This window comes from Metabacillus dongyingensis, assembly GCF_019933155.2.
Lineage (GTDB): Bacteria > Bacillota > Bacilli > Bacillales > Bacillaceae > Bacillus_P > Bacillus_P dongyingensis.
This window is the reverse complement of the sequence record NZ_CP082944.1, coordinates 1,426,342-1,452,158: the sequence shown is the minus strand read 5'-3', so window position 1 is coordinate 1,452,158 and position 25,817 is coordinate 1,426,342. Positions and strand designations below refer to the sequence as shown.

Here is a 25,817-nt window from a genome sequence, read left to right as displayed (position 1 = left end):
CTCCGGCTGGGAGCCTCCTCGGCTTTGCCTGTGGGGTCTCCCATTTCCCTCTATTTTCCCACAGGAGCAAGTTCCTTCCGCTACAATCCACTCATGGTTTTAAATATCTACATTTAAAGCAACAAAGTTTACGAGAAGAGTCTTAATTAACAACGTTGTTATTTTTATTCGCAAAATAACAACGTTGTTATTTTTCATCAAAAAGCATGTTATTCTTCAGCTTTTTATACTATACTACAAGTAACAACGTTGTTATTTTTCAGTATAATATGTATTCCGAAAATTTTCAACAATTCCTTTTGGAGGATTTAAAATGAGTGTGACGATTAAAGATATCGCAAGGGAGTCTGGAGTCAGTTATTCAACTGTCTCAAAGGCGCTTAATAACAGCCCGCTTGTTAAGCCTGAAACGAAGAAAAAAGTCCTTGAAACAGCAAATATGCTCGGATATACGCCTAACTTTGCCGCTAAAAACCTTGTCTCTAAAAAAAGCAGAACGATTGGGCTTGTGTGGCCTGCAATTGACCGGATTGCCCTAACAGCCCTTGTTTCAAAGATAAATGAACTTGTAACAGCTGAAAATTATTTTATGATTCTCTCAGTGGATGAAGCAGACAAGGCCATTGGGATGTTCATAGGATTCCAAGTGGACGGTGTCATGATTTTTGAAGAAGGCAGAGAAACCATGCTCCATTCAGATGTCTTCTCTTCTATCCCGATCCTTTCATACGGTGTATCAGGGGATCATGTTTACCCGATCATTGACGTAAATCATAAAAAAGCCATTCACCTGGCAGTCAGCCACTTGATAGAATTGGGACATACGAGTCTTTCCTATATTGGGGATGCCACTCCCGGAGATAAGCGGCAAACTGAGAAGCTGAATGGGTTCTATGAAGCTATGGAAAATGCCGGTCTGACTGTTCATGAAAATAGCATCGGCAATACTAAAGGACTGAGCTGGTATGATGGGTATCTTGCAGCAAAAGAATTGCTTAAAACAAGCAAGCCAACAGCCCTGATCAGCGGAAGCTATGATATCAGCATCGGGGTTCTGCGTGCTGCCAAAGAACTGAAAATCAGAATTCCTGAAGACCTTTCTGTTATCTCCTATGATAATATTCCGCAGATGGCAAGCCTTGAAACAGAGCTTACAAGTGTTGGTGTCCCGATCGAACAATTAGCTGAGAAAATGGTCACATCATTACTTTCTCTAATTGAACACCCAGATTCTATCAATCTTACTCAGCTGATGGAGCCAAAGCTGGCACTTAGAAAATCAGCAAAATCTCTGCAAAAACACCTCTGATCAAATATTAAGGGGTTCCGTTTTTGGAAGGAAAACCTAAAAATACACGGTATTTAGCACCGTGAATAGCATTAGAATTAGCACGCTAATTCGCACCGCTTTTAGCGGTGCTTTTTTGCATAATAAAACTCAGTTCTTTATTGATCTGAGTTAATAGGTTATTCCATTAAAGCCCCCTTTAATGGAATAACCTAAAAGCAAATGCGATTGCATAAAGCGGTACTCCGACAATTAACATTCCAGCTAAAAGGTAACATATACTTTTGAAAATAAACTTAATGAAATCATAGATTGCACCAGACAAATCATCAATAAACTTGTTCACATTCACACCCACCAACTCTATTTTTTGCTATAGGAATCCAGCCCAATATCTTAATACCAATTATTTCAAATTGAGGTCGTATTAACAACAAAAAACTGCATAAAAAGAGGACTTATCTTATTCCGGATAAGCCCCCTTTAATTGAATAAAAAAACTCTTTTAAAATAAGATTGGTTTGAACAAATAAATAGTAAAACGAATAGAAAATAGATATCAGCCCTGTTAACATTCCAAAGCTTTTAACTTTTTCTTTATTAAGCGAAATAAAGAATACACCAGTACCCCATTTCAAATTGCAAAATACCAAAAACAAAACCTAAAACGCCAACTATTTGAATTAAAGAAATTATTCTTGTCTTTATTCCATTAAACTGGACAAATCTTCAATAAGGAAAAGAGCAATCACTCTCTGCTGCAATCACTCTCTGCTGCAATCGCCCCCATTGTTGAATAAAGGACACGATTCACTATTTGTGTATTGCGCCCGATTGTGGAATATCAAGATGAGATTATTGCCTTTTGCTTGTTAAACTAAAGCCCCTTTACTTTAAGTACAGGACTTCACAATCTTTTTTTACACCTCATTAAACTCATTTCCTAAATGTGTTGTACATGCAAAAGACGCCTTCTTATTTAAGAAAAGCGCCCGACTGTTGAACAATGAAATATGCGAAAGATCGCTCTGCAATACGTTCTAATTTATTTGACTAACACACCCGTTTAGCCATAAAATCAACCGCTTCACCAGAGAGAATGAAAAGGGCTTCACACCGTCAATATTGCTTCTACGGCTGGGCGAGGAATGTCGCTGAATTATGGTGCTTTAGGACCAATCAACGCCACCCCAAGAGGATTGCAACTTTCGCAACAGAACAATTTGACCGAGATGATACGTATCGTGCATCATGATATTGCTGAGTAAACGCTCAATAGAGTACCTGTTAGCTGCATACGGGGCTTTTAACTTTTCATCGTCAAGGTCCGCAATGACCGTTTTTAATTCATTCATGACTTCATTAAGGCGCTGCACTGTCTGAGCCCACACAATTTCGTCTTCTGGATCCCCCGGATTTCCAAAGGTTTCTTCATTGTCTTCTGCCTTATGCGGATTCTCCGTGCCCTTAATTCGATGGATTACGTCTTCATTCCAAAATATCAAATGGTTGACAATCTGCCAAATCGAATTGCTGATTCCCGAACTTGTCCATGCAGCCTCAGCTGCGATGACTCCATGAAGCGCCTGATCCATGGATGCAAACCAATCATTCTCATGACAATGCATGTCGAGTTGTTCTAAAAACATTTTGGTTACAACTTGCATACAACCAATCTCCTCACTGTTTAGTGTAATCTTTCAAAGTTAAAAGACACGAAAAAATCTGACTATATTATAAATTAATCGGTCCTAAAAAGGTAAAAACCAAGTGGTCCCTTCCATATTGGACATACCTTTCTCTACAGCTTCTAATCCTCTCCAACATGGCAGGGTAATCCGAAATTTCCGGGTGACGATAACAATAATCCTCAATCAATTTCAAAAAAGCCATTCATACGCATAAAATAACTTTCATTTTCGACTGTCGGCCATATAACGAAAAAATATTCTCAATGAAATACTCCATTCTTTTATTCTGAGAATACAACAAAACCATGATTACTATGACTTATTCGGCTCATCCAGTTTTTATTCCTTCATCATGACAAATAAAGTACCCTATAGGGCAGACCTTTTTAAGTGTCTACTCTATAGGGTACTTTTTATTTTTCTGGTTGACCTGTTGACTAAACTACAAACCTGGCCTTTGATTTTATAAGTGGCTTAATTCATATAATGCTTTGGCATAGATAGCTGTCGCTTTGATTAAATCATCGATTTCTATAAATTCATCATTTTGGTGAGAGCTGTCTACCTTACCAGGGAAAAGCGCACCGTAAGCCACTGCATTTTTCATTAACGCTGCATATGTTCCCCCGCCCGATGTTAAAAGTGTGGGTTCATCCCCTGTAATCGATTGATAAGCCGATTGTAGTGTTTTAATCATTGGATGATCGGCAGGGATATAATGTGGAGAGAATTGTTGCGCATCAGCGATTGTAAAATGGCAGGTCTCAGCTTTTTTCGTGATCATTTCAATGGTATGTTGGTAATCTTTATTTAATGGGAATCGAATGTTCAACTGAATTGAGCCACCAGCTGTATGATTATAATTAAAAATGCCGGCATTAACCGTTAAAGGTCCGAGCACATCTTCACTGTATTGGATTCCCAACTTTTCCCCAAAAGGATCACTATATAGGCTGTTTTCGGCAAATGTGATAAATGATTGGTCACTACCCGCAAAGCTTAATGAGTTTAAGAAATGCAGGCACTCCAGTCCAGCATTCAATCCATTTTGCGGTTCCATTCCATGCACGGTTTTACCGTAAAGGGTTAAAGTAATCGTTTCATCAGACTTGCTGACCTCTCCATGCAGCTCCTGTTCCGTACAATATGTTTTAAAACGATTCACAAGTTCCTCAGGTTGTTTCGTTTTAATTACAGCAGCGGCTTTCCCAGGTACCATGTTTCCCCTGTCACCCGAAGAAAAGTTAACTAAAATAGTTCCATGTTTTTCTTCTTCACTCCTTAAGCACAGCTTCACCTTCTTCAAGTTATTCAACGACTCTGTGGGAGCATACTTCATCTCAAGGCTACGGCAGAGGAATGCTTTTTAGACATTCCGATTGGTATGGCAAAACAGCTAATATGGCTTCGGATTGGAACAACAAGGCTTCGGCAATTGAAATTAAGTAAAATAGATTTTTTCAAGAATTACTAATTCTCGCTACAAACTTTACAAATAGACCCATCAAAAAACAGCCAAAGCAAGCCAAAACCATTATCCCAATGAAAAAGATATTATAAACGAACAAAAAAGCTCCAGGCATTAATGCTTGGAGCTTTTTTTAATTGCAGTTCTATTCTACGATTTTCCTGATCGCTTTTATTTGAATGAGATCGATAGGATTACTATAATTCGATTCATAACGGATTCCCGAACCAAAGTGAACTTCTCTCACGTTCACTTTTTCTAAGAATGCAGGTAAGTTTTGAGGGGTTAACCCTGATCCTGCCATAATTGAAAGACCCGTTCCGGCTGATAGATCTGCTAGCTGACTCAGCTCTTCTATTGCTTCTGTAGCTTTATCTTTGCTGCCAGATGTGAGTACTCTAGATATGGCAGGGTACTTTTGAAGAATACCTAAAGCAGTGACCTGATAATCGACCTCGTCAAACGCGCGGTGAAAGGTAATATCAACCCCTTTGATGCGCGAATCATCACATTCACCGGAATCGTTAATCCGCTGCAGACACTTATAATTAATCCATAGCTAGGCGTAAGCCCGCCTTCCATTAATCCAGTGACGTTTTACACTTCCTCTTTTTCCTTTATTAATTCCCGGATCGCCTTCCTTGTCTCCTCTAAAATCTCATCCCATTTTTCTGTAAGCATGTCGCTCAGACCTATATGAAAATCAATTTGATAAGGTTCCACACCTATTAGAAATCCCTTTATCGTTTTTCTTTGCTGATACAGCACTTCAAATAAATGAAGGTTGTGCGGAGAGATATCAAGTGTCCGGTGTTCATGTAATGCTGCCAGAGGATAGATTGATAATTGTCCGGCTTGTTTGCCGGAGGATACAGCATCGAGAATTATCACAAACGATGCTCCGTCAATCACTTCGATACAATAATCAATATCTGATTCACCTATTCTATAATCGATGCTTGGATAATGATCAAGCTTCGCCAGCTCTTCTGTAAGATAGATTCCAGCTCCATCGTCCATCATTAATTGATTTCCAATCCCCAATACGATGATTTTTTCCATTAAAACACCTTAATGGTTTTAACTTGTTTTCCAGGAATGTATACATGTGTCGCACAAGACATACATGGATCAAAGGAACGAAGGATTCTTCCAATCTCAGCTGGATTATCAAGATTCTCAATTGGTGTGCCGATTAACGCTTCTTCTGCAACGCCTCTGTATCCCTTTTCATCTCTGGTGGAAAAATCCCATGTTGATGGGGTGATAATTTGATAGTATGATAATTTTTTATCATCTATTTTAAGCCAATGCCCTAAAGCGCCTCTTGTTGTATCGACAAGCCCTCTTCCTGATGCAGTTTGCGGAAGCTCATATTTTTTTTGAACATCTACATCCGGGATAAGCTCTTTTAATAATATTTTCATAATTTCTGTTATTTTTTTCGCTTCAAGTGCTCTGGCAATTGTCCGATCCATGGCTGAAATTCCATTGCTGTATGAACCGCTTAAGATTAATCTCGCCAGCGGGCCAACTTCAAAGGGAAGATTATTGTACCTTGGCGCTTTTACCCAGGAGTATGCTTTCTCTTTATCCATGTCAGGCTCAGGCACCTCTGCATCAGGCCCGTATGTGCTTTCTTTTGCTGTGTAATAGGAGTAATCAATTTTTTCCGTGATTTTGTTCTCATTAAAAGCTTCTACAGTGCCGAGAACAGATACCAGAGGATTGACATATAACGTTCCCAGCTCTTTATAATCATTAAAGGCACCATAGGTCAAAAGATTGCCGTATCCTCCGCCTAATCGGAAGTACTCCGGATAATACCTGGCAATCTCATATACATCAGGTATCATTTTTTCATCTATAAATAAGATGATCTCCTCAAGAATGGAATCAATATGAACGACTTTTTCTGCTGTTGCCTGCGCCGTAATACCTCCAATAAATACGCCATGATTATGAGGAGCCTTCCCCCCTAATACCGCCAGCATTTGATGTGCTGACCGGCTTATCGCGAGTGAATCGAAGTAATGGTTTGAAATCCTGTCATTTATTGCTTTGGGCAGTCTAAAATCGCCATGGTCTGATAGAAAAAGAGAATTTTGTTCAATTTTCACATAATCCGGAACCGTATATTGATAAAAATGGCGAATGTGATTCTGCAGAAACTCACAGCAATGAATGATATCTCTAAGATACCTTCCTTGTTCCATCGGTTCTATGTTTAGTGCATCTTCTAATGCCAATGATGAGGCCATCGAATGTGCTGCTGAGCAAATTCCGCATATTCGCTGTGTGAAATAAACCGCATCAAACGGATTTCTCCCTACTAACATTTGCTCAAATCCCCGAAATAAATTCCCTTTTGTTTTGGCATCTGCCACTTTATTATTTTCCACGAGAACATCAATTTCCATAAAACCGCTTATTCGCGTCAAAGGATTAATAACAATTCTTTTACTCATCATCCACCACCCTTGTCGTGTCAAAGCTTATGAATGGAGCCATTGCATCCGGAAACCCAAACTGTGCACAGCCTATGCATGGCGTGTTATCTCCGATCGGCCAGTTCACGTGTCCGTTCCATTGTCTCGTTGGACAATCTACCCTTGTTACAGGTCCTCTGCATCCGAGCTTAAAAAGACATGTTTTATCCCCTAATTTTTCTGCGAAAATACCGCGGTCAAAAAATGGCCGTCTTGGGCAGCGGTCATGGATAAGCGTGCTGTAAAACATCAGCGGACGACCTAGCTTATCTGTATCAGGTTCGCCGTATAAAAGGAGATGAGCTAATGTCCCCAAAAACCAGTCTGGATGAACGGGGCAACCCGGCAGTTTGATCATTTTTTCATCAGGAAGGACGGTTTGAAGACCGACAGATTCAGATGGATTTGGTTTAGCAGAAGAGACTCCGCCGTGTGTGGCGCATGCGCCGACTGCTAAAATATGTGATGCCTTCGCTCCAAGCATTGTTGCTGCCTGAAGACCTGTGAGCGGTTTTCCCTGCCAGCTTCCGATGATATTGTATAAGCCCTTGTTTTTTAAAGCGACAGCGCCTTCAACGGCAAGGATATAGTCTCCCTCATCCAGAGCCTTCATCATTTTCTCAATAGCCCGCTCTCCTTCTGATGCCATTAAACTATTACTATAGCGAAGGTTAACCATTGAATTTAAGGTATACTCAAAATCTGGATTTTGTCCGTTCAGCAGCGAAATAATATTCCCCGAACACCCATTCAGCTCTAAATAAACTAGATTTTTCTTCTTGATTAACCCCTTATTGATGCTATTCATTGCTGTATTGGTTAATCTTGCGGCTATGGCTTCGTTCGTTAATGGCTCCGGCGGCAATATGTGCTGTTTCATGATGATAACCTCCCCACGGCTGGAAGCGTGCTTAATATTGCTTCTTGCCCGGCATGACAAGAGGCAAATTCTGCTGAATATTCTTTACCTGCAGTTAAAGCAAAGTGAGTGGCAGCTGCCCATGCTCTGTTGTTCGTGACATCATAAACGGTGCCATTAACGGCGACATAGGCAGGCTTGCCGTTTTTCCCGTCATTGACTGCTAATTCTTCAATTGTAAAAGTACGCTGCCGTGATTTTGAGATGGATGGATTAGGGTAAGGTGCCTGATTTGACATTAGAAAGCGATTATTCGTCATACATTGATTTGCCATCTGGTTACTGTGGAAGGAAATCATTGAAAGTGTATTCCATAATCGCTGAAGATGTTGCTGATTCGCTGTTGGATTCCGCAAGTTCGACATGGTATAGATGTCATAACGCGCCTGAGCAATAAGGTCATTCAGCTGCATTCTGAGCAGTTCGGTGTTTTGCATGATGTTCTCTCCTTAAGGCACATTTTCATCCTCTCTAATGCATATGATTCAGCTTCCCTAACATATTCTAGGTAAAATCATGCCCGCGAGCCGATGCAGGCGTCTTGTTGTGCCTATAGGGGTTTTCAGGAGTAGTTTACCGCCTTGATTCTGACAGGATGTGACCTGGCCAATCACACATGCATTTTGACCATATTCATGGTTCTTTAAAATTCTCAGTACTTTTTGCTTCTGATTTTCATCAACTATTATCACGACTTTTCCCTCATTTGCCAGATAAAGAGGATCAAAGCCCAAAATATCACATGCACCTCTAACATCTTTACGAATCGGAACTGCGATTTCATCTAACTCAACAGTAAAGTGAAAGTCTTCACACAGTTCTACTAGAGTTGTCGCCAATCCGCCGCGGGTAGGATCCCGCATGATCCGAATGCCGTCGATTTCCTTCATGAGTTCATGAATAAGCTGGTTTAACGAGGTACAATCACTTTTCACGTCTGTCAACAACCCAAGTTCTTGGCGTGCACTGAGTATAGCGATCCCGTGATCCCCAATGGTTCCATTGATGATCACACAATCTCCCTCACGGATTTCTTTAGATTTTAGCCGATGATCCCGTATCTCCCCGATTCCAGCTGTATTTATGAATAAACCATCTGCACTTCCCTTTTCAACTACTTTTGTATCGCCTGCAACAATTTTCACTCCGGCTTTTAGAGCTTCTGCTGCCATACTCTTTACAATCTCTTTTAAGTCATTGAGAGGAAAGCCTTCTTCAATAATAAAACCCGCTGTCATAAAAAGAGGTATTGCCCCTGAAACAGCTAAGTCGTTCACTGTTCCTGTTACGGCTAACCTCCCTATGTTTCCTCCGGGAAAAAATAGGGGATTTACTACGAAGCTATCCGTTGTGACTGCGATTGTTTGCGAGGGAAAGGCAAGAACAGCAGAATCAAGCTGTGTTTGCTCTGAATGGCCGAATGATTGAATAAATACATCTTGTATGAGGTGATGAGTCAGTTCCCCGCCTTCTCCGTGAGCCAAACTGATTCGCTGAACCATGTCTATTCCTCCCTCATGTATTGGTAATGAGCAGCGCAGGTTCCTTCTGCAGATACCATGCAAGGTCCAATTGGATTGGATGGGGAGCAGCTTTTCCCAAAAAGCACGCACTCTTCCGGTGTGATTAATCCCCGAATGATTTCACCGCAGCGGCATTTTGTTTTTCTTGGTTCCCCTGTTGAAACCGTAAATTTCTTTTTCGCATCAAATTGGGCATATTTTTCTTTAAGCACTAATCCGCTTTTTGGTATCGCGCTCATCCCCCGCCATATTTCATCAAAGGGTTCAAAATACTTCTCCATTAAACGCTGAGCTGCAGGATTGCCATGATCTTTTACCAAATAGGTGTAATCATTCAGGATATCAGTCTTTTTCTCCAGCAAAAGCTGCAGCAATTTATAGATGCCGCTGAGTAATTGAACAGGTTCAAATCCAGTAATCACGCCTGAAATATTATACTCTTCGGATAAATAACTGTAGTTCTGCTTTCCTAAAACGACGGAAACATGCCCAGGCAAAAGAAACCCGTCCAATTTCACATCACCAGAATCAAGGAGCGCTCTCAATACAGGTTCTACTAGCTTAGTTGTCATCCACATGGAGTAATTCTTCAGCTTTTTCAGCTCTGCCTCGCGAATGGCCAGAGCGAGAATCGGAATCGTCGTTTCAAAACCTATTCCTAAAAAGATGACTTCTTTATCGGGATTTTCTTCCGCAATTTTCACACTATCAAGCGGAGAGTATACAACCCTGATATCCTTGCCTTCTGTTTTGGCTTTCATCAGGGTGAATTTAGACCCCGGCACGCGCATCATATCACCAAAGGTACATAGAATTCTCCCATTTCCTTCAGATAGCTGAATCATGGCATCGATCGATTTTTGATCCGTCACACATACCGGACAGCCTGGGCCGGCAATCAGCTTTACACAGTCTTTTAATCCGGTTTTGATGCCTGTCTTGGCGAATGCCATCGTATGTGATCCGCATACTTCCATAAAGACCGGCATTCTTCCTGTTTCTTCTTTAAACTTCCCTGCTAACTCTTTAACAGCTTCAAGCGAATGACGAGTCAAGATTGGATCAGAAAAGATGTCCATGGTTTCCATCTAATACATTCCTCCATTCCTCAATACTTTCTTTGGCATATTCCTCATCAACAATTGTCATTGCCTGCCCTGCATGCAGCAGAACATAATCATCTTCCTTGACCTCTGGAACAAATAAGATTCCGACATGCATTCTAGACCCCATAACATCTACCAGTGCTGACTCATCTATTATTTGGATGACTTTTGCAGGTACTCCTATGCACATATGAATTCACCGCCTTTGATTTCTTTCAGCCGCTGAAGCGATTATCAATTGTCCTAAAGCTAAACCGCCATCGTGGCATGGAATTTTACGATGGGAATAAACATGAAAGCTTTCCTTTTGAAGACCACTGGCTATCTCTTTAACTAGAAACCTATTTTGAAATGAACCTCCCGAGAGAACCACACTTCTATTTAATTCCGGTCTCTTTTTTGCAAGTGTGAGAACCATTTGGACACAGCTTTTAACAATCGTTTGATGAAAGATTTGGATGATTTTTTCAAGCGGGACAGCATTTTGCCGGTCTTTAATGATTTTTTTAATCATGGGAGATAAATCAAGCTGAAGCAGGATGTCCTTGTTTGTCTTAAGATGAAAAGGATACGATTCGTCCTTCTTTTCTATTTGAGGTTCATTCATATAATCCGATAATTTAATGGCTGCTTCACCTTCATATGTGGATGTTAGACAGATGCCAAGGATGGCACTCACTGCATCAAAAATTCGGCCGCACGTTCCTGCCATTGGAGTATTGATTTGTTTTTTAATCATCTGTTCGATGATGGCAATTTCGTGTGACTTACCCGGGAATAGATTCACTGCTAATTCTTTGCCTTCTTCCGGCCAGTAATAAAGCAACATTCCTGCAGCATTTCTCCATGGATCTTTAACAGCTTTTTCTCCTCCAGGCAACGGGGTATAGTGCAAATGAGCCAGACGTTCGAATGAATCAGCATTTCCATACAAGCACTCGAAACCCCAAATATGACCATCTTCTCCGTAACCTGTTCCGTCCAAAATCAGGCCAAAGCATGGCTCCACAAGTCCGTTATCTTCCATACAGGACACATGATGGGCATGATGATGCTGGACAGGTACAAATTGGCCTTTTAGTTTGTCAGCCATTCGATGAGCTGCATAATGAGGGTGTTTATCAACAGCTATATATGTCTCATTCATGCCAAGCCAATCTTTAAAATGATCAAGCTGTGTTTCAAAGAAGTGAATCATTTCTTCATTATCTAAATCGCCTATATGGGGGCTCAATAAAATATGATCTTGCTTTCCGAGAGCAAACGTATTTTTTTGATTTCCGCCGAGGGCAATGATTCCATCAACTTTCGAATTCGTTTTAATGGGATCAGGAACAAACCCTCTGGCACGCCGTAAATACATCGGCTTTTCACCATCACTTTGAACAACAGAATCATCGATTGGAAGATAGATTTCTCTATTATGGGTTAAAACATAATCACAAAGTTCTTGTAAACAATTTATAGAACTGCCTCTGTATATGATGGGAAGGCCTGATGGATTAGCACTTGTCATGACAAGACATTCCAGCCTGTTTTTTTCAAACAGCAGATGATGTATTGGTGTGTAAGGCAGCATGATTCCTAAAGTAGATAAACCAGGTGAAAGATTTTCGGGTAATAAGCACGTTTTCTTCTTCCGCAGAACAACAATTGGCATTGCGGTATCTGTAAGCAATTCTGCTTCTCGGCTTGAGATATGACACAGCTCTCTTGCTGCCTCGATAGACTTTACCATGATGGCAAGCGGACGCTGCGGCCGTTTTTTCCTAAGCCTAATTTGATTAATGGCCCCCTCCTGATAAGCATCACATGCTAAATGGTAGCCGCCGATTCCTTTTATACCAATGATCGATCCGCCTTTTAAAAGATCGATTGTTTGACTGACTGCGAGTTGGTTTTCAGCCAGAGTATCCGTCTGCTGATTTTGCAAAATAAGCGCAGGTCCACACTCTGAACAGCAAATCGGCTGTGCATGATGACGCCGATTTAACGGATTTTCGTATTCTTTCCGGCATTCCTCGCACATTTTAAATGTTCTCATCGTAGTTTGGGGACGATCATAGGGCAAGTCCTTAATAATCGTATATCGTGGCCCACATTGAGTACAATTTATAAATGGATACTGAAACCGGCGATTAGACGGCTCTTTCATTTCTTCTAAACACTGTCTGCAAATACCCGCATCCGCTGCTATCCATGGAAGAGAAGAATGGCTGTTTATTTGACTTGCAGCTATCGTAAATTTTTTATAGTCAGAATGGGGAACTTGATGAATCGAGATCTCTTTCACTCTTGATATGGGAGGCGGAGACATTTTTAAATCGTCTACCGCTTTTATTAATGAAATTTCTTCTCCTTGAAAAATAATGATGACATGATCAACGTTGTTTTGGACGGTTCCTGTAAGCTGGTACTTTTTAGATAGTGAATAGATGAAGGGGCGGAAGCCGACCCCTTGTACCCTCCCCTTAACAATGATCTTTATTGTTTGATGCATTGGAAATGAGCGTCCTTTATCCAATTTATCCAGTCAACCATACCTTCTCCAGACTTTGCGGAAACCGCTTTAAACTGCGCCTGGGGATTGATTGCTTCTAAATCGCGTCTTGCTTCTTCAAGATTGAAAGATACATATGGCAAGAGGTCCACTTTATTAATGATAGTGAGATCTGTCCTCCTGAACATCACTGGATACTTTGGGATTTTATCATTGCCTTCTGGCACACTCAGGACAACTACCTTATAATGCTGTCCTAAATCATAGCCTGATGGGCAAACGAGGTTGCCGATATTTTCAATAAACAGAAGGTCAAACTGATCGAGCCGCTCAAATTGCGGGAGTTTTTTAGCAATCATTCTTGCATCAAGATGACACCCGCCCACAGTATTGATTTGAACCGTTTTGATTCCAAGTAACCGCAAGCGCTCTGCATCCCGGTCTGTGGCTAAATCGCCTTCAATCACTGCAATAGAATAGTCATCTTTTAATGCTTTAACCGTTTCTTCTAGTAAAGTCGTTTTACCGGCACCAGGGGAGCTCATTATGTTTATTACAAGCGTTTTGCTTGTTTCAAAGAGTACCCTATTAAATTCAGCTGCTTTATGATGATCTTTCAACACATCTTCTTCAATCTTAATTTTCATTCTCCTCACTCCCTTCATAAGAATCAACCCTGAACGCTTCCCCAGAAATGAGCAGACAATCTGGAATGCCGCACCTTGGGCATCGTGCTAATTGATAGTCTGGTTCAAACTCAAGATGACAGTTCTGACATTTTGACAGCGCAGGTTCCCGTATAATATGTAATTCGGTCTTTTCATTAATAGGAAAGCTGACAGTATCTTTCCTCAGATGAAAAAACGCAAGCTCAAGAGCGTCTGGAAGCACATTCGATAAATCTCCGACTATGACTTCTATTTGCGTCACTTTGCAGAACCCATGTAAAACAGCATCTTGGGAAACAATCTTTAGAATTTCTGACATGAGCGACATCTCATGCATGGAAAACACCTGCCATTATTAAGCGTTAATAAAGTTTATGCTAGGATTTATTAATGAGACCTGATGAAAATTTATGAATCAAAGATTTGTCGTTGAAAATACCTTATTCGATAATGATTGGAGTTTTGTTACTATTTAAGTATTGTAAATATTACCCATGATTCTATTTCAGATGTTCCGATATACCAAAACTATCAGAAACGAAAAAAAAGCTGCAGACACTTTTAAATGCCTGCAGCTTTTTATTTGTAAGTATCATGTAACGATTTTTCTGATCGCTTTTATTTGAATGGGATCGATAGGGTTACTATAATTCGATTAATAACGGATTCCCGAAACAAAGTGAACTTCTCTCACGTTCACTTTTTCTAAGAATGCAGGTAAGTTTTGAGGGGTTAACCCTGATCCTGCCATAATTGAAAGACCCGTTCCGGCTGATAGATCTGCTAGCTGACTTAGCTCTTCTATTGCTTCTGTAGCTTTATCTTTGCTGCCAGATGTGAGTACTCTAGTTATCTCAGGGTACTTCTGAATCACTCCTAAAGCTGTTGCCAGATGATTGGCCTCGTCAAAAGCGCGGTGAAAGGTATCTAACCCCTTTGATGCGCGAATTAATTTAGTAAGCATTTCCTCATGAATTTCCTTCTCGTTAGTAAGAACACCAAATACAACTCCAGCTGCACCTAATTTCCGGCAGATTTCAATATCTTCTAACATAATATTCAAGTCTTCATCAGAATAACAAAAGCTCCGGCTATGCGGCTGAAAAACTCTCCAGAGCACTTGCACTGACCTTTGATAGATCTACAGCTCGGTCTGGGTAAAAGAGTTATTCAGCTATCGGTGGCTTATCATAAACAAATCTCGAAGTTAGTGCGCCAAAACCGATCTTGCAAAGCGAATTCACAACAGAAACAACAATCTATGAGAAAAAAGCCATATTAAATTGATATATGGACATTTGTTAATTGAAGCACTAATCCATTAAAAGGAACTTTAATGGAGTAACTTTTAAAAATGCAGTACATTCAGTTCAAATAACGACTGATTTTTTTGTGCAAAAAAAAAACCGCAAAAGCGGTGCAATTTAATGTGCGAATCTGCGTTAATTCTAGTGTGATATTGAGATTTCCCTCACAAAAGGGAACCCAATAAATTATGATTTCAGGTGTTTTTTCTGCTTTTTGTTCTAACGCAGGATATTCAATGAAGATCCCCCTATCGAAAGAGGCTTCATAATCCGTTTCCTCTTATCAAAAGTAGCGATTTCCTTTACCCCTTTATTAATCAGCATATCCATGTTTTCATCTAGAAAAGCACCTATATCCTCTGGAAAATGGGCATCAGAAGAAAGAAGCAATGGAATCTCATTTTCGATTAATAAATGAAGAAATGGTTCACTTGGACACATTTCTTTTACCGGGAATCGGTAAAATAAACCTGCGTTAACCTCTGTAGCTGCATCCATTTCTTTTAAAGCTTTTACGATCCTTTTGTACATGGGCATCAAAAGATCAGTATGCGGACGGTAGCCGAAAACTTTAATATTATCCAGGTGGGAAATATAGTCAAACAAGTCGCTTCGGATGGCCTTTTCCACGATTCTAAAGAAGGTTTCATATAATACATGGACATCATAATTTTCAAACTCATGGATCGTTTTAGGATTATCAAACCCCCATCCATTGATAAAATGAACAGAGCCATTAATAAAATCCCACTCATGCCTGCAAAGCAATGCAGATAAATCCTCTTCATCACCTTCAAAGTAGTCTGCTTCTATTCCTACCTTTAACTGCACACCTTGTTTGGCCCATTTTTCTTTATTTCTTGAAATGGATTCCGCAAAATGATCCATGCTTTCGGTCATGACCAGATTTAACCACTGCTTTTGCAGGCGGCCAATCGGGCTTTCATCAAGCAGCATGTTCTTTTCAAAATACTCTCGGCAATCTGTAAAACGATATAAATGATCCACAATCCCGACTTCTTTGATTCCTTTTCTTTTCGCATTTTCAAGATATATATCAAGCCAAATTGGATCATAAGCTCCTTTTATCATTCTTTCAGATAACTTTTGCACGGATTTGGCAGCCCATTGTTTCGAGGATTTTTCTTCTGGCGAATGCTGTCCCAATAGAAGGTTTTGATAGGTTTTTTTCAGCCAATTAGATGTATAAGGTCCTTCTTCAAGATGAACGTGATAATCAACTCTCATTGGCGTCACCTACAGTTATCCAATCTACTTGACCAAAAACTGGATCTTTAGACCAATCAGCCGGCATTTTTTGATCAGTAATCAAATAGTCAATAGCAGAGAACGGCCCTATATGGAAAAGAGCCCTTTGATTCAATTTAGAAGAGTCAGCTGCAACAATTATTTGTTTTGATCTCTTCATCATAATGGAAGAAGCCGTTGCTTCTTCTACATTGAAATCACAAATTCCTTCCTTGTTTATTCCCCCGCATGAAATAAAGGCTTTGTCAAAATAAAATTGTTCCAATAACTTATTTGTTATGGACCCGCTTATAGAACGCTGCAGAGGATTGGAAATACCTCCGAGGACAATGACTTTTCCATCAAATAGCCTGTTTTCGATCCGGCTATTTAATAGTTCAGCTGCTGCCAGAGAATTAGTCACGATTGTTACATTTTTGACGTCTTTAATAGCACTTGCAATTTGAAAAGTTGTTGTGCCGACATCCAGAGCGACTAAATCCCCATCCATAATAAATGTCGCCGCAGCTTCTCCAATCATTTTTTTCTGAGGATGAAAGATCCCGACTTTCTTATTAAAATGAGGCTCTATAATCACACCAAAATATTGGATGGCTCCACCATGAATTCTGCGCAATTTCTTTTTCTCTTCGAGTGCGCTCAAGTCTTTTCTGATTGTTTCAGGCGTCACGTTTAATTTTATAGCTATATCTGCTACGCCAATTTTATTTTTCATTTCCAGTTCTCTTATTATCGCTTTATATCTATCATTCATTTTCATTTCCTTCCCCCATTTTGTTTTGTTTTGTTTTGTTTTGGATTAACCCATTATAAAAAAGGAATATAAATAATAGACTGTAAAAATATTAACTTTTGTAAAATTAAACAAAAATGAAAACGAAATCAAAAGCCTAATCTTGCGATTCATCAGGCTTTTACCTCATAAAAAATTCTAAAAACCTTCTTTTTTATGCGAAACAAGCAATTAATTTTTGTTTTTTTGTTTTTTGTTTTGTTTTATTTACTTACATTGCTGTTTTGTTTAATAATCTATCAACATTTATATCTTATGATGAATAGGTAGCTAACGGGGATCGTGGCGCCATCTCCATTTACGTAGTGAATGCTTGCAGCATTACATAAATGATTCTCCATTACTATTGCTCTTTTCAATTGTTATGCTAATCAATTAATTAAAAAATTGGAGGTTTTTATATGAGTAATCAAGATCAGCAAAAGGGATTAGACAGAAGGAGTTTTATAAAAATAGGCGGAATGAGTACACTCGCGTTAACACTGGCATCAACTGGCCTGCCGGGAAACTTATTGACGAACACTGTACATGCAGAAAAAAAACCGGACGCTAAGCTTCACTTCAACTCAGATGGAAAGTTTAAGGTCGTTCAATTTAATGATACTCAGGATGATGAACGTATTGACCGGAGAACACTTGAGCTTATGGAGAAGGTGCTTGACTCTGAAAAACCGGATTTTGTGGTACTGAACGGCGACAATATTGCTGGAGGCTGTGATACAGAACTTGAGATGAAGCAAGCTCTTAATAATGTTGCTCAACCTATGGAAAAAAGAGGGATTAAATGGGCGGTTACGTTTGGAAACCATGATGAAGACTCCACTTCCAAGAGCGGAATGGACGAGAAAGCGATGCTGCAATTTTATATGAAGTACAAATATAATATGAACGAGCCAGGTGAAAATGGCCTTACTGGTACAGGCAACATGAACCTCATCATTAGACATTCAAAAGGCAATAAGGCTGCATTCAATCTATGGCTTCTTGACAGCGGCAGATATGCCCCATCACAAATCGCCGGACAAGATTTTAAAGGTTACCCTACTTGGGACTGGCTCCGTTTTAATCAGGTGAACTGGTATTATGAGAAATCTAAGAAACTTGAGAAGCAATACGGTTATAAAGTGCCTTCACTCGCATTCATTCATATCCCTTTATGGGAGCATCGTTTTATGTGGCATGGAGGCGTAGACGTAAGAACACAAGCAAGCCATGAGCTTGCAATGGCAAGGCATCAAATCACAGGTGAACGAAATGAAGATGAATGTCCTGGACCGGTAAACGGCGGTTTATTTTCAGCTATGCTTGAGCGCGGAGACGTTAAAGGAGTTTTCTGCGGACATGATCATATAAACACTTACTGCGGAAATTACTATGGAATTCTCCTTGGATATTCCGGAAACACAGGCTTTGGCACATACGGCCTTTCAGGTGCACAAAGAAATAGACTTCGCGGAGCACGGGTATTCAATTTAGATGAGAACAAAGAAGGCGGACTTGTTGAAACTCATATGGTTTTCGCTAAGGACTATGGAATTGATTTAACTGCGAATGATCAAAGTATAGATCCACTGCCTTTAAATACTGAACAGACGAACAGTTAATTCTTATAAAATTTGAGAAAGATGGAGGAATGATCATGCTGCAAAATATAGGTGTCCCTGGACTAATCCTTATTCTGATTATCGCGCTTATCGTATTTGGACCTTCGAAGCTGCCGGAAATCGGCCGTGCATTTGGAAATACATTAAGAGAATTTAAGAACTCAGCAAAGGATATCATGTCAGAAGAAAAAGAAGAGAAAAGCAGCTCTAAGTAAAAGTGCCGAAGATGTAAACACCATGTTTGCATCTTCCTCTTATTTTAAAAAGGGAGAAGCTAATATGAACAATAAAGAGTTATCTTTTGTCAATCACCTTGGGGAATTAAGGAAACGGTTAATCTATGTTTTAGTCGCTTTTGCCGTTTTTTTATTTGGTTCATTCCTATATGTACAGGAAATATACGAATGGCTGGTTCGGGATCTCGGTCATGACTTAGCTGTCTTAGGGCCAAGTGAAATTCTGTGGGTCTATTTTACGATTGCAGGGGTCATTGCCATTGCACTGACTATTCCTATTGCAGCTTATCAAACGTGGCTGTTTGTAAAACCGGCATTAACCGATAAGGAATGGAAAACAGCGTTAGCCTACATTCCAGGGTTGTTTACTTTATTTGCTGCAGGTCTATCATTCGGTTATTTTATCGTCTATCCGCTTGTCCTTAATTTTTTAATCTCTTTATCAGAAGGACATTTTGAAACCATGTTTACTGCAGAAAAGTACTTTAAATTTATGATCAATCTGACACTCCCGTTTGGATTGCTATTTGAAATCCCTTTAATAGCTATGTTTCTTACCTCAATTGGCGTCATTAATCCGATGCTGCTCTCTAAAGCAAGAAAGATTTCTTACTTTTTACTTACACTGATCGCTATTTTCATAACCCCCCCTGATCTTATTTCAGACATACTTGTTATTGTACCGTTATTCGTTTTATATGAAATCAGTGTGAGCTTATCTAAATTCGTTTATCGAAAAAAACAGCCAAAGCAATCTGAAACAATGATTCCATTGAAAAAAATTTCATAGACAAAAGGCTGCAGGATTTAATTAATACCTGCAGCCTTTTCACTGATGGCTGAATATTTTGGGGCCAAATATATCTGACGTAAAAGCGAATTCTACCTCAAGGGAAGAACCTTAAACTATTTCTGAAAAACTTTATTTGACTCTCTTTATGAAACGATTTTCCTGATTGTTTTTATTTTATTGGGATCGATAGGGTTGTTATAGCTTGATTCAAAACGGATTCCTGAACCAAAATGTACCTCACTCACGTTTACCTTTTTTAAGAATGCCTGCAAGTTTTGAGGTGTTAATCCTGATCCTGCCATAATGGAAAGTCCAGTCCCTGCCGAAAGGTCAGCCAGCTGTCCCAGCTCTTCGACCGCTTCTGTAGCTTTTTGCTTGCTGCCGGATGTGAGGATTCTAGATATCTCAGGATATTTTTGAAGAACTTCTAAAGCCGTGAACAGATGATCGACCTCGTCAAACGCCCGGTGGAAGGTAATATCTAACCCTTTTGAGGCTTGAATTAATTTACTTAACTTATCCTCATCTATTTTCTCCTCTTGCGTTAGAACACCAAACACAACTCCAGCAGCACCTAAATTGCGGCAAATCTCAATATCTTCTAACATAATATTCAAGTCTTCTTCTGTATAACAAAAGCTGCGGCTATGCGGGCGAATCATCACATTCACTGGAATCGTTAATTCGCTGCAGACACTTTTAATTAAGCCATAGCTTGGCGTAAGCCCTCCTTCCAACAACCCAGTGACTAATTCTATCCGATCGGCACCAGCAGTTTGTGCGGTTTTTGCATCTTCAAGTGAATCTGCGATGGCTTCGATAATCATAATCTGTTCTCCTAATCGTGTTTAAATTTTTTATTCCAGCTAAATTAGCAGGTTTCTTCTTTTCCTTTTACAGCAGCTTTCATTCTAAGTAAAGCTTCCGTTAAGACCTCACGGGGACATGCAATATTTATACGTTCAAACCCATACCCGCCTTTACCGAATTTCATTCCTTCATCAAGCCGAACTCTTGCATTTTCTAAAAAGAATGTATGCAGCTCTTCATGCGGAATCCCAAGATCACGGCAATCCAGCCAAATCAAATGAGTCGCTTCAGGTTTCAGCACTTTAATAGCAGGAATATGTTCATTTAAATAAGCACATACATACTGAAGGTTCTCTTCTAAATAACCCCTTACTTTTTGAAGCCATGGCAATCCCTTATAATAGGCAGCAATCGTTCCTTCAACGGCGAAAGCATTTGGACGCATTAAACCGTATCCTGTTAATAGGGCTTCATATTTTTCTTTCACATCTCTATTCGCAATAATAAAAATAGAGCTTTGCATGCCCGCGATATTAAAAGTTTTACTTGGTGCAGCACATGTAATCGAAAACTTTAAATGGTTTGGGTGAACGGTTGCAAATGGTATATGCTTATAACCTGCGTAAGTTAAATCTCCATGCATTTCATCCGAAATAACAAAAACACCATGTTTTTCACAAATTTCTCCAATTTTACGCAATTCCTCACGAGTCCAAACTCTTCCTACTGGATTATGAGGGCTGCACAAAATGAATATTTTCGTATTGGGATGTGATGCTTTTTCTTCGAAGTCTTCAAAATCCATTTCATAGTATCCATTCGAAGACACAAGAGAATTATATAAAATGGTACATCCTTGTGTTTCAATTGTAGAAAAGAAAGGATAATAGACAGGATCTTGCACGATCACCGCATCACCTGTCTGTGTTAACGCTTTTAATAATAAATTGATTCCAGGAATAATTCCAGGGCTAAAAGAAATCCAGTCGCGTTTTAACTCCCAGCTGTACTGTGTTTTCCACCAATATTGAACAGCATCATAATAACGTTCACAAAATGTGCTGTAACCATATATTCCATGCGCTGCTTTTTGACTTATCGCATTTACGATTTCTTCTGAAACTTGAAAATCCATATCTGCAATGCATAATGGAATAATATCTTGATCCTCTATGTACCATTTAACAGAATGTGTTTTTCTTCGATCAATAAATTTTTCTAGCTGCATGACTTATTCTCCTATCTTTTATCCCCTAATGATAATTCATCCATATTATACAAGAAGTAATGAGCTTTTATCCTTTTCTTCCTGAACTTTTAAGAGGCTATGTAAAGTTTATAGTGATATTAAAATAAGGGAACCTGCCTTTTGGAGCAGGCTCCACAATTCTCTTCATATAAAGTTTAACTAATGGAATTTAGTAAAATACAGTTGGATAGCAGACAACAATTCACTAATGCCGTTACATCATTATACTGCCAAATTTTAAGTGATTCTCTTTGGATATAAGAATGCCAGATAAATAATAATCACTTATTTTTTTTAGCTGAAATAGTTCCATTAGTTTCAAGTATACCAACCTTTACTTCTTCAACCGACCAGACATTTTGCATTCTTAACAACATTAAAATTTCATCCTGATCTAAATGTGCCCGTTTTGCAATGTGCCAGTTAATTGATCCATCTTCAATGATTACTTCAGGCTTTCCTTCTGATATTTTCCGAATAAGTTTTATTCTCTGTGCTGCTTTTTCAAAAAGCCAGATTGCTGATGAACAAACAAGTAACCCTGTAATTAAATACGATAATCCTTTTTTGGGGTCAAGTGCTGTTTCTTCAACGATCCCGCCTAAAATCAGCACGTAGATAATATCAAGCGGGGTTGCTTGAGCCAGTTCTTTTCTCCCGAGAAAACGCATGATGAAAATTAGAGCAAGAAGACCAACTAATAAGTCTAATGCCATTTTTAACAAATCCATTTTAGTCCCCTCCTAACTAGCCCTATTCCCCTTTATTTGTTTTCTAAAAAAAGAAAAATTTTCCTCAGGGCAGGCAAGTGGAGTTTTTGGAACATCGCCACTATTTAATATCATTGATAACTTATCTTTATAGCGAGATTCATGTAAATGCGCTCTTTGCAGAGTAAAGACTCAGTTATTTCTTAAAAATTTCAATAGTTCTCTAAATGTATATTGATCAGATTCTTCATTGTATTTATGTGAGTAAGGATCGCTAAATCCATGTTCGCCCCTGCATAAATGTACATTTATACCCTGTTTATCTAAACTTGAAATTAATTTATGAACATTAAATGATTTTTCTGCTTGGGGAAAAAACAGCAAGGTTGGACATTTTGGAGATATATTTACATAGTCTCTAATACGTGAACCATAGTACCCGACAATACCATCCACATACTCTAGCTCACTGCATAACCAAGAAATAGTGGCCCCTGCACTAAATCCAATAATAAATATTTTTGAGTACTCATCTTTAATATCAAATAAGATATTTTTTATTTTATTGAATCCATTTGTGAAACCAACATGATTCATAAAATTAAGGTAGGCTTCTTCCTCTTGAAAATAGTCAAAAGGTAATTCATGTTCTAATAAATTTGGACAGATAACATCAAAATTTTGTTCGGATAAAACTTCACAAAAATCCGTCATATGTTTGTTAATTCCATAAATTTCGTGAATGACAATGATTACTTCATTTGATTCTTTGTGGATTTTAAACATTCTAAATACCCCCTCCATTTAGATTTTAAGATAAAAGTAAAACTAAAACTGCTTAATGGCGGAATTTATTTTATTCAGTCACTTTTCACGCTTTAAGGTTTTGTATTATTCTAGATGATCTGCCATATTTACAGAATGTTACTTTTTTTGAAGATAGGGTATATAAAATTAAGCTTATTTTCATCTAGTATCTGCCGCTAAGCTTTCTTTGCTCATTATTTTGAATAAAGAAACCTTGGTGGGAGGTGATTATTTGAGAAAAGTTTATGGAACCCAGAGATTAATTGAGTATTTACATTCAGTCGACTATCCAATGACTGAGGAGGAAGTCAATAATTTGCTGCTAAGGAAAGTTATCCCCCATCTTAGCCCTATCAACAATATTCTTATCTTTAATCTGGATCATATTGATTGGTGGATAAAAGAAAACCCTAAAACTACTTAGTATATTAAGGCCCCGCTAAGCGGGGCTTTAATAATTCTGGAGCATAAGGTGATGCCGCCTTGTGAGCAATGCATTTTCCATATCCATCTGAAAGCGGCGGAATTCTTCTTACCTATTTTTCATCTAATCAATTTCAACCACTAATAGCCTATATGGGCCTTACTTTAGCACCTAGAATTAACTGGAAATAAAAATGGATAAATTCCTTGGGAAGCTATACACACATTAAAAATTAGAGTGAAATTGCAAAATGTGCTTATGTAGTCTAAGCTAAAGTCCCCGCTGCATCATAAAGTATTTTAGTTCTAAAAAGGAGGGAATACTTTATGGGTGAGAGTTATGGAGGAAACTATAATAATGGTTTTGCTTTAATTGTAGTACTATTTATTCTTTTAATCATCGTTGGTGCTGCTTTTGTTGGCGGCAGTTACGGCGGAGGCAACGGCGGCGGATACTGCTAAAGCAAATTAAAAGGTGAAAATAACTTATCTGTCTTACAAGATCAGGGGCTTATACCTGATCTTTTTTTATAATAAAAGCACAATAGTGCTGACTCCTGCATAACTTATAAGAATCCACAAGCAGAATCCCCTTACCTTTTTATACACTTTCATCAGCCGCCTTTGGGTGGCTTTTAGTATATAATTAATTTCCTTAATAAAACGTGGAAAAGCCCTTATAAGGGCTTTTATTTCATTATGGTTCTCTTTAGTTTAAGATAAAAGCCACCATAAGCTATCGGCCTGGGATTGAAAATTGGGACCGGGGGGGCATGGCGGGTGGGTCATTGCTGAATTTCACGCATCGCACCCAACACGATGTTATATCCATCAGGGTCCTGTATATATACATTTTTAAACTCCGAATTGCCGTGTACATCAGTAAATGGGTCAACTGTTATATTTCCGCCTTTTTCACGCACTTCTTCGACAAGGATGTCCAAGTCATCCCAACTAACGTGTATAAATGTGTCCCATCCGCAATCTGGACCTTCCCATTTTGTTGGATAATCTGAACGCTTTTTTGAGGAGGCATTCGGCCGCACATCATCTCGGGAGACTGCCTGTTGAAGAATAAAAATCATTCCATCTCGTTCTGCGTGTCCCCAGTTATCTACCTTACATCCGAGAACATCACGATAGTATTCCTGAGATTTCTTTAAGTTTGAGACTAAACGAACTTGAATGGTCAGTCCGAATTTCGCTCTCTTTTTTATATTTACCTCCGATAATTGCTCGCTCAATTTCATTTCTCCTTTCTGTTTCAGAATCGTTTAAAAGACAAACACTAATTTATTCAACTAATACTTATTTTTTTCCTGTAATTTTGTTTACGTGAATCGTTAAACTATTTGATTGATTTCCTTATGTAGTATTCCTCTCTTCCTCGGAGTATGAACTAGAAGTTCCCTCTAGCGGAATCTTGAGGTAAAAAATTAGACCGTCTCTTCTCTCTTCTCGAAGTAATGAACAGGACGGATCTCAATGCGCCATCCAAACTGCTCACCTTCAGCAACTTGTGCGGCAGGATGTAGTGAGGCTATCCGAATTGCATCCTTCATGTCCTGTGCTTCAATGAGGAACGCACTGCCAATCAACTCTTTGGTTTCTACAAAAGGACCGTCCGTAACCATTACCTTCCCGTGCTCCCGGCGCAAGCACTTGGTCTCTATGTCAAGCCCGGCATCCATTATCACTTGACCGCTTTTGTAGAATTCCTTGAGGTGGGGCTGACATTCGCTCATGACAGTCTTAATCTCCTCCTTAGGACGGGCGTCCATTTTTTCTGGATTGAAGTAACCTAAACATAGATATATCATTTTGACATCTCCTTTATTTTAGTGATTTGGCTTACATTTTGCTGTTATTAACAGCTTTTATTTTACCTTTAATAAGTCAACGTTTGATCCAGTAAAATCGACACATTACTAATTGTATTTCTAGACTTTTTCATCTGTTTTGCGTGCTATTCCTCCTTACATGTCAATTTCTTCATCCAGCAATATCTCCCTTTTCTTCGGAAGCCGATCTATCTATAACTCTCTTGATTTTTAATGGTACCTAAACTTTTCCTTCTTCCCTAATCCTGCCCTTTAAAGTAATACAATTCAACAAGAAGGAGCGTTAACCCTTTTTGGATTAACGCCCCCGTTTGCTGATAATT

Annotated in this window: 27 protein-coding genes and 1 pseudogene; 5 read left to right on the top strand and 23 right to left on the bottom strand. The window is 39.1% G+C overall.

The genetic code is table 11. From position 1 onward, the window contains the following. Window positions 1–313: 313 nt before the first annotated feature. The gene (locus K8L98_RS07220) at window positions 314–1,309 is read left to right on the top strand and encodes a LacI family DNA-binding transcriptional regulator (protein ID WP_223440758.1); all 996 of its coding nucleotides are present in this window, start codon (window positions 314–316) and stop codon (window positions 1,307–1,309) included. Between the two features lie 1,148 nt (window positions 1,310–2,457). Here K8L98_RS07220 and K8L98_RS07215 read toward each other — a convergent pair. The 17 genes from K8L98_RS07215 to K8L98_RS07145 form a co-directional block, all read right to left on the bottom strand. Then, window positions 2,458–2,955 carry a DinB family protein gene (locus tag K8L98_RS07215; protein ID WP_223440757.1) on the bottom strand — a complete coding sequence of 166 codons (498 nt, stop codon included), beginning with the start codon at window positions 2,953–2,955 and terminating at the stop codon, window positions 2,458–2,460. 487 nt (window positions 2,956–3,442) lie between these two features. Continuing rightward, window positions 3,443–4,198, bottom strand: a complete 756-nt coding sequence (locus K8L98_RS07210) for a Sapep family Mn(2+)-dependent dipeptidase (RefSeq protein ID WP_240549838.1) — start codon at window positions 4,196–4,198, stop codon at window positions 3,443–3,445. A 394-nt stretch (window positions 4,199–4,592) separates the two neighbouring features. Beyond that, the gene (locus K8L98_RS26820) at window positions 4,593–4,928 is read right to left on the bottom strand and encodes a copper homeostasis protein CutC (protein WP_223443235.1); all 336 of its coding nucleotides are present in this window, start codon (window positions 4,926–4,928) and stop codon (window positions 4,593–4,595) included. Beyond that, window positions 4,877–5,029, bottom strand: a complete 153-nt coding sequence (locus K8L98_RS26815) for a copper homeostasis protein CutC (RefSeq protein ID WP_223440755.1) — start codon at window positions 5,027–5,029, stop codon at window positions 4,877–4,879. Before K8L98_RS26815 ends, K8L98_RS26820 begins: the two co-directional genes overlap by 52 nt. A 15-nt stretch (window positions 5,030–5,044) precedes the next feature. Then, window positions 5,045–5,509 carry a hydrogenase maturation protease gene (locus K8L98_RS07205; RefSeq protein WP_223440754.1) on the bottom strand — a complete coding sequence of 155 codons (465 nt, stop codon included), beginning with the start codon at window positions 5,507–5,509 and terminating at the stop codon, window positions 5,045–5,047. Then, window positions 5,509–6,915 carry a nickel-dependent hydrogenase large subunit gene (locus K8L98_RS07200; protein WP_223440752.1) on the bottom strand — a complete coding sequence of 469 codons (1,407 nt, stop codon included), beginning with the start codon at window positions 6,913–6,915 and terminating at the stop codon, window positions 5,509–5,511. Before K8L98_RS07200 ends, K8L98_RS07205 begins: the two co-directional genes overlap by 1 nt. Next, complete coding sequence (locus tag K8L98_RS07195) at window positions 6,908–7,816, bottom strand: hydrogenase small subunit (protein WP_223440751.1); 909 nt, start codon at window positions 7,814–7,816, stop codon at window positions 6,908–6,910. Before K8L98_RS07195 ends, K8L98_RS07200 begins: the two co-directional genes overlap by 8 nt. Further along, on the bottom strand, window positions 7,813–8,292 hold the full coding sequence (locus K8L98_RS07190) for a cytochrome b5 domain-containing protein (RefSeq protein WP_070875097.1): 480 nt from the start codon (window positions 8,290–8,292) through the stop codon (window positions 7,813–7,815). The genes K8L98_RS07195 and K8L98_RS07190 overlap by 4 nt, the downstream gene beginning before the upstream one ends. Before the next feature lie 57 nt (window positions 8,293–8,349). Next, on the bottom strand, window positions 8,350–9,357 hold the full coding sequence (gene hypE / locus K8L98_RS07185) for a hydrogenase expression/formation protein HypE (RefSeq protein WP_223440750.1): 1,008 nt from the start codon (window positions 9,355–9,357) through the stop codon (window positions 8,350–8,352). A 2-nt stretch (window positions 9,358–9,359) separates the two neighbouring features. After that, entirely contained in the window at window positions 9,360–10,466 is a 1,107-nt protein-coding gene (gene hypD / locus K8L98_RS07180) for a hydrogenase formation protein HypD (RefSeq protein WP_223440749.1), read from the bottom strand. Beyond that, on the bottom strand, window positions 10,441–10,674 hold the full coding sequence (locus K8L98_RS07175; protein ID WP_223440748.1) for a HypC/HybG/HupF family hydrogenase formation chaperone: 234 nt from the start codon (window positions 10,672–10,674) through the stop codon (window positions 10,441–10,443). The genes hypD and K8L98_RS07175 overlap by 26 nt, the downstream gene beginning before the upstream one ends. Before the next feature lie 6 nt (window positions 10,675–10,680). Then, window positions 10,681–12,984 carry a carbamoyltransferase HypF gene (gene hypF, locus K8L98_RS07170; protein ID WP_223440747.1) on the bottom strand — a complete coding sequence of 768 codons (2,304 nt, stop codon included), beginning with the start codon at window positions 12,982–12,984 and terminating at the stop codon, window positions 10,681–10,683. Beyond that, window positions 12,969–13,631, bottom strand: a complete 663-nt coding sequence (hypB, locus tag K8L98_RS07165; protein ID WP_223440746.1) for a hydrogenase nickel incorporation protein HypB — start codon at window positions 13,629–13,631, stop codon at window positions 12,969–12,971. The genes hypF and hypB overlap by 16 nt, the downstream gene beginning before the upstream one ends. After that, the gene (locus K8L98_RS07160) at window positions 13,621–13,971 is read right to left on the bottom strand and encodes a hydrogenase maturation nickel metallochaperone HypA/HybF (RefSeq protein WP_240549818.1); all 351 of its coding nucleotides are present in this window, start codon (window positions 13,969–13,971) and stop codon (window positions 13,621–13,623) included. The genes hypB and K8L98_RS07160 overlap by 11 nt, the downstream gene beginning before the upstream one ends. Before the next feature lie 336 nt (window positions 13,972–14,307). Further along, on the bottom strand, window positions 14,308–14,772 hold the full coding sequence (locus K8L98_RS07155; RefSeq protein ID WP_223440743.1) for a copper homeostasis protein CutC: 465 nt from the start codon (window positions 14,770–14,772) through the stop codon (window positions 14,308–14,310). A 406-nt stretch (window positions 14,773–15,178) separates the two neighbouring features. Further along, window positions 15,179–16,207: a histidinol phosphate phosphatase domain-containing protein gene (locus K8L98_RS07150; RefSeq protein ID WP_223440742.1), complete on the bottom strand. Its 1,029-nt coding sequence runs from the start codon at window positions 16,205–16,207 to the stop codon at window positions 15,179–15,181. Beyond that, window positions 16,197–16,988: a DeoR/GlpR family DNA-binding transcription regulator gene (locus K8L98_RS07145; protein ID WP_223440741.1), complete on the bottom strand. Its 792-nt coding sequence runs from the start codon at window positions 16,986–16,988 to the stop codon at window positions 16,197–16,199. The genes K8L98_RS07150 and K8L98_RS07145 overlap by 11 nt, the downstream gene beginning before the upstream one ends. Before the next feature lie 434 nt (window positions 16,989–17,422). Here K8L98_RS07145 and K8L98_RS07140 point away from each other — a divergent pair, with 434 nt between their 5' ends. The 3 genes from K8L98_RS07140 (at window position 17,423) to tatC (ending at window position 19,651) form a co-directional block, all read left to right on the top strand. Further along, the gene (locus K8L98_RS07140; protein ID WP_223440740.1) at window positions 17,423–18,625 is read left to right on the top strand and encodes a metallophosphoesterase family protein; all 1,203 of its coding nucleotides are present in this window, start codon (window positions 17,423–17,425) and stop codon (window positions 18,623–18,625) included. 35 nt (window positions 18,626–18,660) lie between these two features. After that, window positions 18,661–18,840 carry a twin-arginine translocase TatA/TatE family subunit gene (gene tatA / locus K8L98_RS07135; protein ID WP_223440739.1) on the top strand — a complete coding sequence of 60 codons (180 nt, stop codon included), beginning with the start codon at window positions 18,661–18,663 and terminating at the stop codon, window positions 18,838–18,840. Between the two features lie 64 nt (window positions 18,841–18,904). Next, window positions 18,905–19,651 carry a twin-arginine translocase subunit TatC gene (gene tatC / locus K8L98_RS07130; protein WP_223440737.1) on the top strand — a complete coding sequence of 249 codons (747 nt, stop codon included), beginning with the start codon at window positions 18,905–18,907 and terminating at the stop codon, window positions 19,649–19,651. Between the two features lie 146 nt (window positions 19,652–19,797). Here tatC and K8L98_RS07125 read toward each other — a convergent pair whose 3' ends face one another. The 4 genes from K8L98_RS07125 to K8L98_RS07110 form a co-directional block, all read right to left on the bottom strand. After that, window positions 19,798–20,481 (bottom strand): copper homeostasis protein CutC, encoded by a 684-nt coding sequence (locus K8L98_RS07125; protein WP_223440736.1) that lies wholly within the window; start codon window positions 20,479–20,481, stop codon window positions 19,798–19,800. Window positions 20,482–20,525: 44 nt separating this feature from the next. Beyond that, window positions 20,526–21,692: a MalY/PatB family protein gene (locus tag K8L98_RS07120; protein ID WP_223440735.1), complete on the bottom strand. Its 1,167-nt coding sequence runs from the start codon at window positions 21,690–21,692 to the stop codon at window positions 20,526–20,528. 302 nt (window positions 21,693–21,994) lie between these two features. Further along, window positions 21,995–22,444, bottom strand: coding sequence for a DUF421 domain-containing protein (locus K8L98_RS07115; protein WP_223440734.1), 450 nt, complete (start codon window positions 22,442–22,444; stop codon window positions 21,995–21,997). 171 nt (window positions 22,445–22,615) lie between these two features. Beyond that, the gene (locus tag K8L98_RS07110) at window positions 22,616–23,209 is read right to left on the bottom strand and encodes a dienelactone hydrolase family protein (RefSeq protein WP_223440733.1); all 594 of its coding nucleotides are present in this window, start codon (window positions 23,207–23,209) and stop codon (window positions 22,616–22,618) included. A 771-nt stretch (window positions 23,210–23,980) separates the two neighbouring features. Between K8L98_RS07110 and K8L98_RS07105 the strand changes: the two are divergent. Continuing rightward, window positions 23,981–24,079, top strand: a pseudogene (locus K8L98_RS07105) (YjcZ family sporulation protein); the annotation flags it as partial. Between the two features lie 359 nt (window positions 24,080–24,438). Here K8L98_RS07105 and K8L98_RS07100 read toward each other — a convergent pair. Both K8L98_RS07100 and K8L98_RS07095 read right to left on the bottom strand, forming a co-directional pair. Beyond that, complete coding sequence (locus tag K8L98_RS07100; protein WP_223440731.1) at window positions 24,439–24,897, bottom strand: VOC family protein; 459 nt, start codon at window positions 24,895–24,897, stop codon at window positions 24,439–24,441. Between the two features lie 192 nt (window positions 24,898–25,089). Further along, on the bottom strand, window positions 25,090–25,473 hold the full coding sequence (locus K8L98_RS07095) for a YciI family protein (RefSeq protein WP_223440729.1): 384 nt from the start codon (window positions 25,471–25,473) through the stop codon (window positions 25,090–25,092). Window positions 25,474–25,817 lie beyond the last annotated feature (344 nt).